Annotated in this window: 12 protein-coding genes and 4 tRNA genes; 6 read left to right on the top strand and 10 right to left on the bottom strand. The window is 69.6% G+C overall.

Features of this window, described 5'->3' with window-relative positions; all coding sequences use genetic code 11:
• The 9 genes from KY661_RS33835 to cglB form a co-directional block, all read right to left on the bottom strand.
• Window positions 1–131, bottom strand: a 131-nt coding sequence (locus KY661_RS33835) for a GTP-binding protein (RefSeq protein WP_263437162.1), incomplete at its 3' end; no start/stop codon positions are given.
• Between the two features lie 20 nt (window positions 132–151).
• Window positions 152–227 (bottom strand) — tRNA-Thr (locus tag KY661_RS33830).
• Window positions 228–249: 22 nt separating this feature from the next.
• Window positions 250–325: transfer RNA gene (locus KY661_RS33825), tRNA-Gly, on the bottom strand.
• Between the two features lie 9 nt (window positions 326–334).
• Window positions 335–418 (bottom strand) — tRNA-Tyr (locus KY661_RS33820).
• Window positions 419–507: 89 nt separating this feature from the next.
• Window positions 508–580 (bottom strand) — tRNA-Thr (locus KY661_RS33815).
• Window positions 581–663: 83 nt separating this feature from the next.
• Window positions 664–1,485, bottom strand: coding sequence for a 23S rRNA (guanosine(2251)-2'-O)-methyltransferase RlmB (gene rlmB / locus KY661_RS33810; protein WP_225414113.1), 822 nt, complete (start codon window positions 1,483–1,485; stop codon window positions 664–666).
• A gap of 5 nt (window positions 1,486–1,490) precedes the next feature.
• Complete coding sequence (locus tag KY661_RS33805; protein ID WP_225414112.1) at window positions 1,491–1,940, bottom strand: hypothetical protein; 450 nt, start codon at window positions 1,938–1,940, stop codon at window positions 1,491–1,493.
• A gap of 66 nt (window positions 1,941–2,006) precedes the next feature.
• Window positions 2,007–2,996, bottom strand: a complete 990-nt coding sequence (locus KY661_RS33800) for an ATP-grasp domain-containing protein (protein WP_225414111.1) — start codon at window positions 2,994–2,996, stop codon at window positions 2,007–2,009.
• 56 nt (window positions 2,997–3,052) lie between these two features.
• Window positions 3,053–4,345, bottom strand: coding sequence for an adventurous gliding motility lipoprotein CglB (cglB, locus tag KY661_RS33795; RefSeq protein WP_225414110.1), 1,293 nt, complete (start codon window positions 4,343–4,345; stop codon window positions 3,053–3,055).
• 275 nt (window positions 4,346–4,620) lie between these two features.
• Between cglB and KY661_RS33790 the strand changes: the two genes are divergently transcribed.
• From KY661_RS33790 to hrpB, 4 genes are read left to right on the top strand one after another with little or no spacing between them, the layout of a single operon-like run.
• Entirely contained in the window at window positions 4,621–5,190 is a 570-nt protein-coding gene (locus tag KY661_RS33790) for a HEAT repeat domain-containing protein (RefSeq protein ID WP_225414109.1), read from the top strand.
• 42 nt (window positions 5,191–5,232) lie between these two features.
• On the top strand, window positions 5,233–5,937 hold the full coding sequence (locus KY661_RS33785) for an HAD family hydrolase (RefSeq protein WP_225414108.1): 705 nt from the start codon (window positions 5,233–5,235) through the stop codon (window positions 5,935–5,937).
• 12 nt (window positions 5,938–5,949) lie between these two features.
• The gene (locus KY661_RS33780; RefSeq protein WP_225414107.1) at window positions 5,950–6,930 is read left to right on the top strand and encodes a hypothetical protein; all 981 of its coding nucleotides are present in this window, start codon (window positions 5,950–5,952) and stop codon (window positions 6,928–6,930) included.
• Window positions 6,931–6,936: 6 nt separating this feature from the next.
• Window positions 6,937–9,501 carry an ATP-dependent helicase HrpB gene (gene hrpB / locus KY661_RS33775; protein ID WP_225414106.1) on the top strand — a complete coding sequence of 855 codons (2,565 nt, stop codon included), beginning with the start codon at window positions 6,937–6,939 and terminating at the stop codon, window positions 9,499–9,501.
• A 3-nt stretch (window positions 9,502–9,504) separates the two neighbouring features.
• Here the strand turns inward: hrpB and KY661_RS33770 are convergent, their stop codons facing one another.
• Complete coding sequence (locus tag KY661_RS33770; RefSeq protein ID WP_225414105.1) at window positions 9,505–9,978, bottom strand: GNAT family N-acetyltransferase; 474 nt, start codon at window positions 9,976–9,978, stop codon at window positions 9,505–9,507.
• 78 nt (window positions 9,979–10,056) lie between these two features.
• On the opposite strand from KY661_RS33770, the gene KY661_RS33765 reads away from it, so the two are divergent.
• Both KY661_RS33765 and KY661_RS33760 read left to right on the top strand, forming a co-directional pair.
• A complete protein-coding gene (locus KY661_RS33765) occupies window positions 10,057–11,244 on the top strand; it encodes an MFS transporter (RefSeq protein ID WP_225414104.1) in 1,188 nt (395 codons plus the stop codon).
• Between the two features lie 13 nt (window positions 11,245–11,257).
• Entirely contained in the window at window positions 11,258–12,304 is a 1,047-nt protein-coding gene (locus tag KY661_RS33760) for a hypothetical protein (protein WP_225414103.1), read from the top strand.
• Window positions 12,305–12,422 lie beyond the last annotated feature (118 nt).

Below are 12,422 nucleotides of genomic sequence, written 5' to 3'. Positions count from 1 at the left end.
AACGTGGCGCCGCCGGTCTTGGCCAGCACCTTGGTGATGGCGGCCGTCAGCGACGTCTTCCCGTGGTCCACGTGTCCGATCGTCCCGATGTTCACGTGGGGTTTGTTACGCTCGAACTTCTCCTTGGCCATGACACTCCTCTAGAGAAAAATGGAGCCCTGAACCAGGATTGAACTGGTGACCTCATCCTTACCAAGGATGCGCTCTACCAACTGAGCTATCAGGGCTTGGAACAACAGAACAACGGGTTGGAGCGGGAAATGGGATTCGAACCCACGACATTCAGCTTGGAAGGCTGACGCTCTACCAACTGAGCTATTCCCGCGTTGACCTATGGAGGGAGATGGATTCGAACCATCGAAGGCGTAGAGCCGGCAGATTTACAGTCTGCTCCCTTTGGCCGCTTGGGTATCCCTCCGTATGTGCGCTGCCTCTGCTACCACAACTGCTCACGGCATACTGCTGTTTCTTCTGTCCCGGGCCCTCATCCGCGGCCCCATCCTTCATGGCCGGCGGCGGGACTTGAACCCGCGACCTACTGATTACAAATCAGTTGCTCTACCAGCTGAGCTACACCGGCATTCTTCCGGCTACTGCACCGCCGCCGACCGCGCGGTCCAACATCAAAAGGCGGGCCCTTTTAGAGAGCATGGGTGCCCAAAGTCAAGGAGTTTGATCCCCCTTGCGGCTTCCAGGCGGCCGGGGGCCTCCCCGCTGACGCGCTACCTCATATAGCAGAACCGCCGCCGACACCGAGGCGTTGAGTGAACCCACCTGCCCCACCATGGGAATTCCCAGGCGGAAGTCGCAGTGCTTGAGCACGCCCTCTCGCACACCTGCCCCCTCCGCCCCTACGACCACCGCCAGTGGACCGTCCAGGCGAGCTCCCCACAGGGGCTCCTTGGCTTGGGTATCCGCCGCCGCCACCCAGAGCCCGGCTTCCTTGAGTTCCTCCAGGGCCCGGGAAATGTTCACCACCCGGGCGATGGGGCAGTACTCCACCGCCCCCGCGGAGGCCTTGGCGACCACCCCCGTCACCTGAACCGCCCGGTCCTTGGCGATGACGATGCCGTGTGCGCCCAGCGCGTGCGCCGAGCGGATGATGGCCCCCAGGTTGTGGGGGTCCTGGATGCCGTCCAGGACGACCACCAGGGGGGGACGGCCACTGGCCTTCGCCGCCTCGAGCAGGTCCTGCACCTCCACGTACTGGAAGCCCCGGAGCTCCGCCGCCACGCCCTGGTGGACCCCGCCTTCGGCCAGCGTGGCCAGGCGCTCGCGCGCCACCCGCTCCGTCCGGATGCCTGCATCCCGGGCCCGGCTGAGAATCTCCGCCGCCGCCTTGGAACCCAGCTGCCCCTCGACGATGAAGAGGCGCTCCACCTCGTCCGGCCGCGCCCGCAGGGCCTCCAGGACCGGGTTCACCCCGTACACGTAGCGCTCGCCACGCTCGCGGGATTCGGGGCTCTGAGACGAACGGTCACGCATGGGCCTTACTGGGCCTCCACCGGAATCGAGAGGGTCTTCTGCTGCCGGGCACAGATCTTCTCCGTGCAGATGAAGAAGGTGAGCTTCGCGTCCAGCGTGCCCTTGCCCCCATCGAGGGTGAAGGGAACCTCGAACCGGGGGTCCGCGTAGGCCTCCCCTTCCTTCTTCTTCGAGACCGAGTCGGCGTAAGCCAGTTGCTCCTTCGCGGGCGCGAGCTGTGTCCCCTTCAGCTGCAGCTTCAGGGGCGCCTCGTCCGACACGTGCGCTCCCGCCTTGCTCTTGATGGAGAGGACGAAAAGCCCCTTCTCCCCGGATTTCACCTTCGTGGAGGTCCCCTCGGTGCTGATCTCGTAGAGCGAGCTGGGGTTGGCCTCATCCTGGGCCTGGGCCTGCGGCGAGGACAGGGCGGCCACCCACAGGGCCGCGATGGGGGCAAAACGGCGCAAGCGCTGCATGAAACGTCCTCCTCGGTGAGCAAGCCAACGTACCGCCACCGTCCGCCCCTCGGGCAGACTTTTCTCTCACACCCCGGCCGACGCCTTCCGGGTAGACCGTCCCGCGCCCTTCGGCGGGGACGAAACGTCCCTCGGCGCCCCCGGTGGGAACGGAATCCGTTCGTCTAGATCCACGCGCGGGGCCCCGGCCACCAGGGCCTCGGCCCGCTCGATGATGGGGGTGGCCAGGTCCATCCCCGACGCGGCCTCCATCTCCGTGAGCGCAGGCGAGCTGTTCACTTCGAAGACCTTGGGCTGGCCCTTCACATCGAGCAGATCCACGGCCGCGACCTCCAGCCCCACCAGCCGGGCGGTCCGCTCGGCCACCCCACGCCAGGCCTCCGTCAGCTGGACGCCTTCCAGGCGGGCCCCCTTGATCAGCGTCCGCGAGAGGCGCCCCACCTTCGGACGGCGCCAGACCGCCGCCACCGCGCGGCCGCCCACCACCAGCACGCGAACGTCCTGTCCGGTGCTCTTCACGTACTGCTGCACCACGAGGTTGTGCCCCAGGCCGAGGACGGCCTCCAACGCGGCTTCCAGGGACTGAAGGCTCTCGCACACCATGACCCCGTGCTTCTCCTGCCCCTGCAGGAGCTTCACGAGCACCGGTACCCCGCCCACCAACCCCACCATCTCCTTGAGGTCGGCCGCTTCACGCGCCATCACCGTGGCCGGAATGTCGATGCCGTTGGCGGAGAGCAGCTGCAGCGAGCGCATCTTGTTGCGCGACTGCGCGATGGCCTGGGCCGTGTTCATCAACGGCACCCCGCACATGCCGAACTGGTTCACCACCGCGAGCCCATAGCTGTTGATGGACAGGGCGATGCGCGGGATGACCAGGTCCCCCAGGGAGAGGACCTTGCGCTTGTAATAGAGGCTGGGCTGGCCCCCATCCAGGTGAATCTCGACCCGCCCGGGGTTCAAGACTCGAACCTGATGCCCTCTCGCACGCCCAGCCTCGGCCAAGCGCCGGGTGGACGGAATGGAGGCAGAACGCGAGAGGATCGTGATCTTCATGGGCAGGGCGGCTCCTACTTAATCGCCGCCCCGCCCCGGGTAAAGGGACCTCGCGGCTACTTCTTCTGCACGGCTCGAACCTCGAGCTTGATGGGATTGGCCGGCGTCGAGTTCTTAATGCGCTCGCACGTGGCGCCCGCGAACTGCACACCCTTGTCGGTCAGCGACCAGGTGTCCGCCCCCGAGGCGGTAATCTGGTCGTTCACGTAGACGACCACCAGGTTGGCGTTGTTGTCCGTGGGGAGCTGCTCTGGTGCCAGGGCAAGCAGGCAGATGTCCTTGCTGCCCACCAGATCGATGATCTCCTTGAGGGCATTGGCCAGCTCCTCCTGGTTGGCCGCCTGGTAGAAGCGCCGGCCGCACAGCTTGGTCGTGGCATCACAGGTATCCCCCGCGCCGCAGGCGTTCGGATCGTCCCGGCAGCTCCGGGCGAAGTCGCCCGCGGTGGCCATGGCGTTGAGCGTGGCCGGGCCGTTGCCCGTGGCCGTCTCGGCGCCGAAGCCCACGACGATGGTGCGGATGCCCTTCTTCTTCAGGTCCTCGACCGCCACCACGGAGGCGTCCTTGTCCAGGCACCCGCGCCGGACGTAGTCACCCTGGCAGCCGGTGTTGGCGCCGATGTTCGCCAGGGTGCACTGGCACGCATCGACGTTCGTGCCCGAGTTCGCGTTCTCCGGGTTGCAGTTGGGCAGACCGTCGGTCAGCAGCAGGACGAAGTTGTCGCGGTCCGTCGCCTGGACATCCGGCTGCTGCCCCACGAACTGGAGGCTCAAGCTGGTCGGGGTACCACCCGAGGGCGCGTTCGTGCCCGCGTTGGGGATGCCCAGAATCACGCTCTGGATGCCGCTCGCCGCCGCCTGGAGCGACGGGTCATCATCGGACTGGGGAATGGTCTTGTTCACCACGGACGACGCCTCGCACCGCAGGCTGTTGGCGCCCGCCGCGGGGCCCGGGTACGTCGTCAGGCCCATGCGCGCCACGCTTCCGTTCTCCGAGAGGAAGCGGGACATGGCGCCCTGCAGTTCGCTCCAGCGCGTGGGGCACACCGCCGTGTTGCACGCGGTGGCGGGCGTCTGGCCGCAGTAGTCATCGTCCGGCGAGGGCGTGCTGTTCGCCCGGAAGCAGTCCGGATCCCGGGTGTTCACCGGCAGCGTCATGGAGCCCGAGGTGTCCAGCAGCACCATCAGGTTGGGCTTCAGTGCCTGGGCCGTAACCGTGTCTCCCACGGTCGTCTGGGCAAGAGCCAGCGGGGCCACCGGCTCGAAATCGTAGGTCTGACAGCCGGACACGGCCGCCCCGCCGACAAGTCCGGCGGCGAAGGCGCTCAGAAGGGACAGCTTGGCGCGCATGGTTTGCGTTCTTCCTCGCACGGGCGCTCGACACCCGCGCATTCAGGTTCCTTCAGGGTTCAAACGTCCTCGGAAGAGTATCGCGAGGTCCTCCGCCGAGGCTACAACGACCAACACGGCCTTCACAGGATTCAAACCCTGCTGTCAAGTTCCAACCCGGGCCGATGCCCTGCGGCAGGAGGTAAGTGTTCGCGCACCCTGGCGCGGCGCTCGGCAGGCGGCCCGCCGCATCGAATGTATGATCCGCGCGGTTCATCGATGGAGCCGCCATAAAGATGCCCACCGTGCCCCGAGCATCCCCCCTGCCCTCCCTGGGACTGACGGCCTTGCTGCTCGTGAGCCCGGGAACCGCCTCCCAGGCCGCGACGGCTCCCGCGGGAGTCCGCGGTGAGGTGCTCTCGCTGCTCGATCGCGCCGGGGCCGTACCCCAGGAGACGGAGTGGAAGCCCCTGGGGCCCGCCGCCCTGGGCGTTCTCGAGGAGCTGGCCGCCGACCCCCAGACGCCTCCCCAACGGCGCTCCCGGGCCGTGACGTTCATGGCCGCCGTGGACCACCCCCAGGCCACGGACCGGCTCCAGGCGTTTCTCCAGAACGGCGACACCCAGCCGGACCTCCGGGCCAGTGCCGCGACCGCCCTGGGCCTTCGCGTGGGCACCGGGGCCGTCCCTACGCTGCTGCCCTTCCTTCAGGACGGCAGTGACCCGGTCCGGGAGGCCGTCGCGCGGGCGCTCGGGCGCCTGGGCGGCGCGCAGGTCCAGCAAGCCCTGGAGGAGCGCCTTCCCCTGGAGGAGGTTCCCGGGGTGCGCGAGGCCCTCCAGCAGGGACTCACCTTCACGTTGCCCTGAGGCCCCCTCTCGGGGCTCGCTTCGGGAAGGGCCTTCCATTACATGAGGCCCATGCGTCCAACCGTGCTCCTCTTCGACATTGATGGCACCCTCGTCACCACCGGTGGCGCGGGACGCCGCTCCATCGCTCGCGCCTTCGAGAAGCTCTACCGCCGCCCCGATGCGTGCAGCTCGTTCAGCCTCTCCGGCATGACCGACCGGGCCATCGTGCGCAAGGCCATGGGCATCATCGGCGTCGAGCCCCGCCCCGAGGCCATCGATGAGTTGCTCGCCACCTACCTGGGCCTCCTCGCCGAGGAGGTGAAGCAGGCCGTGGACCACGAGTACTTCGTCCACGCCGGCATGCGCGAGGCCGTCCTGGAAGCCCGGGGCCGCACGGGGGTCGCCGTGGGCATCGGCACCGGCAATGTGCGCGAAGGCGCCCGCATCAAGCTGGAGCGGGTCGGCATCTACGAGCAGTTCGCCTTCGGCGGCTTCGGCTGTGACCATGAGGACCGCGTGGAGCTCATCCGCCATGGGGCCACGTGTGGCGCGAAGCTGCTCGACGCCCCCCTGGAGGAGTGCCGCGTGGTCGTCATCGGCGACACGCCCAAGGACGTCGCCGCCGCCAAGGGCATCGGCGCGCTCTGCATTGGCGTGGGGACGGGCCAGTTCACCCCCCAGGCGCTCCTGGAAGCGGGGGCCGACTTCGCCTTCTCCGACTTCACCGCCCGGGGAGCGATCGACGCGCTCCTGCACGGCCGCTAAGGATTCCGCCGAATGCCGTTGTCCACGCTGGAAGCCTACGAGCTCATCCGTTTCGCCGAGGCGTTCGAGGCCCGCCTCGTCACCGCCAACGACGTCATCGCCGAGCGCGAGGGGCTCCAGGCCGAGAAGAAGTGGCTCGCCTCCGCCCTGAAGCTCGCACGCACCGCGCTGGCCCCCTGCCCCGCCCTCATCGAGCGCGCCAAGGATCTGCCCGAGCTGGAGGAGGCCCGCGAGGAGTTCTCCTTCCTGCAGCAGAACCTGTGGGTCGATGCCCTGGAGAAGCTTCACGCCGGCATCACCTTCTGCGCCAGCAGCCGCTCCCCCGTCATCGACGCGCTCTTTCCCCACCTCAAGTTCCCGCAGCTCCGCCGCGCCCCCCAGGAGGCGGTGAACGAGTTCGCCGCCTCGTACGAGCGGCGGCTCAAGTCCAGCTACGTCACCCGCATCTTCTCGCAGACGGACTTCGACTTCGTGCGTCCTGTCGTGGACCAGGTGGCCCGCGCTTATGCCGGGTGGCAGGCCAGCCTCACCCCCACGAGCCTCTCCGAGAGCCAGATGACGGCCCTGCGCACGCAGCTCATCTCCGCTGGGGACCGGCTGGACATCGCCACGCGCCAGGCCCGGCTGCTCGCGGAAGCCGCGCTCGTGCCCGTGGCGGGAGCCTTCGACTCCACGGGCCTGGCCGCCAAGCCCCGGAGGCGCCTGGGCCGGGGCCTGACCGAGGAGTTCCCCACCGAGGGCCCTCCAGAGGCGGGGACCGGCGAGGCAAGTGCGGCCGAGGAGCCCGTGCCTTCCCCCGAAGCCCCTGCTTCTGCCCCCGAGCCCATCGAAGCCTCCGAGCCCCCTCCGGCTGCGGAGCCTTCAGCCCCCGAGCCCCCCGCGGCCGCGGAACCTCCTCCGGCCCCCGAGCCCCCGCGCGCCGAGGCCAAGCCCTCCCGGCGGGGCCGCAAGAAGGCCGAACCCAAGAATCCTCCCGACGACGAGGCGGCCTGACCGGTCATGTCCGAAGCCACCCTGCCCATTGATCCGCTCCTTCCGGAGATCGTCTCCACGCTGCGGGATGCGCGCTCGCTCGTGCTGGAGGCCCCTCCGGGCGCCGGCAAGACGACCCGGGTCCCCCGCGCACTGCTGGCGGCGGGGCTGGGCAAGGGAAAGGAGATCATCGTCCTTCAGCCCCGGCGGCTGCCCACCCGGCTCGCCGCGCAGCGCGTGTCGGACGAGCTGGGCGAGCGCGTCGGGGAGACCGTCGGCTACCAGGTCCGCTTCGAGGATGTCCGGGGCCCCAAGACGCGCCTGTCCTTCGTCACCGAGGGCGTCCTGGGCCGGCGCCTCCTGACCGATCCCACCCTGCGCGACGTGGGCGCCGTCGTCCTCGACGAGTTCCACGAGCGGCACCTGTCGGCGGACATCTCGCTCGCCCTGCTCCGCCGGCTTCAGGAAGGCGCCCGGCCCGACCTCAAGCTCGTCGTCATGTCGGCGACCCTCGATGCGGGGCCCATCCGGACCTACCTGTCCGGCTGCCCCGGCCTGCGCTCCGAGGGCCGGCGCTTCGAAGTCACCCACGAGTACCTTCCCACCGCCGATGACCGGCACCTCGATGTCCAGGTGCTCTCGGCCATCAAGCGCGTGTTCACCGCGGGGCTCGATGGCGACATCCTCGTCTTCCTGCCCGGCGCCGGGGAGATCCGCCGAGCCCGCGACGCCTGTGCCGAGTTCGCCGAGCGCCATGGCGCGGACGTCCTGCCCCTGCACGGCGACCTGTCCCCGTCCGAGCAGGATCGCGCCGTGCGCCGCAGCTCCCGCCGGAAGATCATCCTCTCCACCAATGTGGCCGAGACCTCCGTCACCATCGATGGGGTCGCCGTGGTCATCGACAGCGGCCTGGCGCGCGTGGCCTCCCACTCACCGTGGTCCGGCCTGCCCACGCTCAAGCTGTCCAAGGTCAGCCGGGCCTCCGCCACTCAGCGCGCCGGCCGTGCGGGCCGCACCCGCGCGGGCCACTGCGTGAGGCTCTACACCCAGCACGATTTCGACGGCCGCCCGGAGCAGGATGCGCCGGAGATCCGCCGGGTGGACCTCGCCGAGACGGTGCTGGCCCTGCGCTCCTCGGGCGTGAGGGACCTGGCCACCTTCCCCTTCTTCGAGCCCCCTCCCGCCGCCGCGCTCGAGGCCGCCGAGACCCTGCTGCGCCGGCTGGGCGCCGTGGACAAGGAGGGCCGCGTCACCCCCATTGGAGAGCGGCTGCTGCGCTTCCCCGTCCACCCGCGCCAGGCCCGGATCATCGTCGAGGGAGAGCAGCGCGGGGTAGGCGCCGACGCCAGCGTGCTCGCCGCGCTCATGGGCGAGCGGGACATCCGCCGCGAGGCCCGGGCGAACCTGGGCTCGGGCTCCCGCGCCGCGGCCGTCGTCAGCGGGCCCTCGGATCTCCTGGAGCTGACCGAGCGCTTCCGCGAGGCGGAACGGGCGGACTTCGCCACCGGACGCCTTCACTCGCTCTCGCTGGAGCCGGGCGCCGTCCAGTCCGTGGACCGCGTGCAGCGCCAGCTCCGCCGCGCCGTGCGCGACAAGGGCCCCCGGCCGGGCCGTCCCGAGGCCGTGGAAGAGGCCCTGATGCTTAGCGTGCTCGCGGGCTACCCGGACCGGGTGGCGAAGCGGCGCCGCCCCCGCTCCCCCGAGTTGCTCCTGTTCGGCGGGGGCACCGCCTCCCTCTCCGAGATGAGCGTCGTGCAGGATGCCGAGCTGATGGTGGCCGTGGACGCGGAGGAACGCCCCGGACGGGGCGCCGTGGTCCGCCTGGCCAGTGCCGTCGAGCCCGAGTGGCTGCTGGATCTCTATCCGGACGCTCTGGAGGAGCTGGATGCCCTCCAGTGGAATGCCGAGTCCCGGCGCGTCGAGCGCATCACCCGCCTGTCCTACGGCAACCTCGTCCTGGAGGAGACCCGGGCCCCCGCGCCCGCCTCGGAGCAGACCGCCCGGGTGCTGGTGGAAGCCGCGCTCGCCGCGGGCCCTGAGCGCTTCGCGGATCCCGAGGCCCTCACCCAGTGGCGCACGCGCGTGGCCCTGCTCGCCCAGGCCTTCCCCGAGGCCCACTTCCCCACCGTGGACGCGGCCTTCCTGCGCGACTCCCTGGCCTCCCTGTGCTCGGGCGCCCGTAGCTTCGCGGATCTGGAAGGCGTCTCCCTGCTGGATGCGCTCTCCGCGCGCCTCACCTCCGAGCAGGCACGGCTGCTGTCCAGCCATGCCCCCGAGCGCGTCACCCTGCCGGGCGGACGGGGCGTGAAGGTGAACTACGAGCCCGGAAAGCCGCCCTGGATCGAATCCCGCCTGCAGGATTTCTTCGGCCTGGCCCAGGGGCCCAGCGTCGGCGCGGGCCGCGTCCCGTTGGTGCTCCACCTGATGGCGCCCAACATGCGCGCCGTGCAAGTCACGACGGATCTGGCCGGCTTCTGGGAGCGCCACTACCCGGCCATCCGCAAGGAGCTGTGCCGCAAGTACCCCCGGCACAGCTGGCCCGAGGATCCCCGCCACGCCCAGCCTCCGGCGCCGCGGCCTCCCCGGCGGTAGGCCTCAGAACTGCTTCTGCATCGCCAGGTGCTCGAGGCCGGCTTCCATGAAGACGCCGCCCACCGGCTCGTAGCCGTGCTTCTTGTAGAACTCGAGCGCGAAGAGCTGCGCGTGCAGGATGATGCCGGTGACGCCCCGGCGCCGCGCCTCCTCCTCCAGCGTGGTGAGCAGCCTGGAGCCGATGCGCGCCTTGCGGTGGGACTGGAGCACCGCCATGCGGCCGATCTTCGCCCAGCGCCCCGCCTTGCCCTCGGGCGGCTCGGCCAGCATCGCCAGGCGCCCCGTGCCCACGGCGTGTCCGCCCTGGATGGCGAGCACGTGGTAGGCCTTCGCATCCTCCGCGTCGCGCTCGATGCCCTCGGGGACGTGTTGCTCCTCGATGAACACCACCTCACGGATGGCCAGCGCTTGGAAGAGCTCCGCCTCGTTCTGGACCTTGGCGATGGTGACGGGCTGTGTGTTCTCCGAGTCGGACATGGCGAGGCCAAGGTACACAAAAGGAAGCGGGTCAAACAGACGGAAAAAAAAAGAGGCCATGATAAGGCCCGGGGCGAGATGAACCCTTCCCAGGTGGCCGGACGGACACCCCTCGCGGTCTTCTACTTTCTCTACTTCGGCACCGTCGGCATCACCCAGCCATTCCTGCCCGCCTACCTGCGCTCGCTCAACCTCTCGACCTCCCAGGTCGGCCTGCTGCTGGCGCTCTCGCCGCTCATGTCCCTGGTGACGCCCCCCGTGTGGGGCCACCTGGCTGACCGCACGGGTCAGATTGGACGCATCCTGACCGTGCTGACGGTGGGCGCCACGCTCTGCTTCGCCCCCCTGCTGAAGGTGGATCACCTCCTGGCCTTGCTGGCCACCCTGGCGGCCTTCGCGGCCTTCTCCTCCTCCATCACCCCCATGGTGGACAGCCTGGCCCTCAACCGCGTGGCCCAGGTGGGTGGCAGCTATGCGCACCTGCGCCTCTTCGGCTCGCTGGGCTTCGTGGTGATCACCACCACCTTTGGCCTGGTGGCGCAGCGCGTAGACGCGAGCATCGTGGCCGTGCCGCTGGGGCTGCTGGGCCTGCTGGCGCTGTGGAGCTTCACCCTGCACGGGCGCTCCGCGGCTGGCGCCTCGCGTCATCCCCTGGCGGGCTTTCAATTGCTGAAAGACCACAAGGATCTGCGCTGGATGCTGGCGGCCACCTGCCTCCACTGGATGGCGTGCACGCCCTACAACGGCATGCTGGCCATTCACGTCCTGTCGCTCGGCCTGCCCCCGTCCGTGGTGGGGCTCTCGGCGGGAATGGCGGTGACGGCGGAGGTGGCCGCCATGCTCCTGTACCCGCGCTTCGCCGACCGCATCGCCCCGCGGCACCTGCTGTGCGTGGCCTTTGGCATGAGCGCCCTGCGCTGGCTGGGCATGGCCTTCGTCACCTCCGCCCTGCCGCTCATCGCGCTGGCGCTCGTGCACTCGATGACGTTTGGCATCTTCTATGTGGCCAGCGTGGCCTTCATGGCGCGGCGCATCCCCGTCCACCTTCGGGCCACCGGGCAGGGGCTGTTCTCCGCCATCACGATGGGCATCGGGGGGCTGGTGGGCTCCGCGTCCTCGGGCGTGGGCTACTCGCTGCTCGGGGGCCATGGCCTCTTCGCCGTGGCCGCCGGGCTGGAAGTCGTGGCCGCGCTGCTCGTCCTCCAGGTGTCCTCTCCGCCGAACCCCTCTCCGGACGTGGCCCCCGTGCAGGCCCCCGCGCCGTGATAGCCTGGGGCCGATGCGTCCCGCCCTGCTCGCACTTGCCCTCGCGCTGGTCCCGCTCCTTGCCTCCGCCCAGATCTTCAATCCGGGCGCGCCTCCGTCCTTCAAGGAGGCGGAGCTGGACAAGCGCTTCGCCAAATCGAAGCTGAACCAGGCGCTGGTGAACGGCACCCAGGATGCCAACTGCGCCCAGCTCGTCGGTGGCCTGATGACCCTGATAGGGGAGACGGCCCCCTACATCCACAAGCGCGACGAGAACTTCTACCTGGACCCGGTCCTCGTCCAGGCGCTGAACACCCAGCTGTCCAGCGGCCGCTTCCCCGGCACGGCCTACTTCATCGCCATGCTGCGCCGGGTGCTCATCGATCAAAAGCTGTCCCAGGACTGGCTCGACACCGCGGCGGCCCTGGCCGCGTACGCCCCCGCGGTGGACCTGGGCAAGCTGCGGTTCCTCGCCGATGGGGTGAATCCCATCGACAGCTTCCTGCTCACCCTGCCCACCCTGCGCGAGCGCTATGAAATCGAGGTGGTGCGCGCCAACGCCACCGCCGCCAGCACCGCCGAGGCCCTCTTCCGCGACACCTACGTGGACCGGGAGGTCGTCTTCGGGGGACTGGAGTTCCTCGATGCCGTGCGCGAGAAGAAGAAGAAGCCGAAGAAGAAGAAGCGCGGCGAGCCGGCCGTCGAGGAGGAGCCCCCCGCGCTGATTGCCCGGCTCGTCTGGTACCCGGTGAACCCGAACGCCAACTCGCTGTCGATGTTCGGGGCCCCCGTCGAGAAGCCCAAGGGGGTGCCCATCTCCGCCCGGCTGGAGGAGAAGCAGTACGTGAACCTCGATCAGATTCCCAAGGGGACCCGGATGCTCGTGCGGGGCCGCCTCTGGGAGTACAAGAAGGGCATCACCGAGGTGGAGATCCGCAATGCGCAGATCTTCCTCGACCGGGACTGGTCCCAGTTGCCCGTGCTGGTGGATCCGAACGCCACCGCCGCCTGCCCCCTGGCCATCAACGAGCTGACCGGCACCGCCCCGGTCCAGCCGGGCGCCTTCGGCCAGAACCGCTGAGCACCGTCCCGGTTCCGGACGCCCCATCCACGGCTGGGACGGTCCCCCGGCGCGCGCCCCCTGCGAAGGGGCGTGGCATGGCGCGTGCTTTCGCCTGAGCCCACCCATCGCACCGAGG

This window comes from Allostigmatella hybrida, from assembly GCF_020103775.1.
Lineage (GTDB): Bacteria > Myxococcota > Myxococcia > Myxococcales > Myxococcaceae > Hyalangium > Hyalangium aurantiaca.
The sequence above is the reverse complement of the archived record's forward strand: the minus strand, read 5'-3'. Positions and strand labels throughout refer to the sequence as shown.

Coding starts and splice junctions, on each gene's coding strand:
- KY661_RS33785 (WP_225414108.1), top strand. CDS start 5,233: ATGAGGCCCATGCGTCCAACCGTGCTCCTCTTCGACATTGATGGCACC.
- KY661_RS33780 (WP_225414107.1), top strand. CDS start 5,950: ATGCCGTTGTCCACGCTGGAAGCCTACGAGCTCATCCGTTTCGCCGAG.
- KY661_RS33765 (WP_225414104.1), top strand. CDS start 10,057: ATGAACCCTTCCCAGGTGGCCGGACGGACACCCCTCGCGGTCTTCTAC.
- rlmB (WP_225414113.1), bottom strand. CDS start 1,485: ATGCGTGACCGTTCGTCTCAGAGCCCCGAATCCCGCGAGCGTGGCGAG.
- hrpB (WP_225414106.1), top strand. CDS start 6,937: ATGTCCGAAGCCACCCTGCCCATTGATCCGCTCCTTCCGGAGATCGTC.
- KY661_RS33770 (WP_225414105.1), bottom strand. CDS start 9,978: ATGTCCGACTCGGAGAACACACAGCCCGTCACCATCGCCAAGGTCCAG.
- KY661_RS33790 (WP_225414109.1), top strand. CDS start 4,621: ATGCCCACCGTGCCCCGAGCATCCCCCCTGCCCTCCCTGGGACTGACG.
- KY661_RS33805 (WP_225414112.1), bottom strand. CDS start 1,940: ATGCAGCGCTTGCGCCGTTTTGCCCCCATCGCGGCCCTGTGGGTGGCC.
- KY661_RS33800 (WP_225414111.1), bottom strand. CDS start 2,996: ATGAAGATCACGATCCTCTCGCGTTCTGCCTCCATTCCGTCCACCCGG.
- KY661_RS33760 (WP_225414103.1), top strand. CDS start 11,258: ATGCGTCCCGCCCTGCTCGCACTTGCCCTCGCGCTGGTCCCGCTCCTT.
- cglB (WP_225414110.1), bottom strand. CDS start 4,345: ATGCGCGCCAAGCTGTCCCTTCTGAGCGCCTTCGCCGCCGGACTTGTC.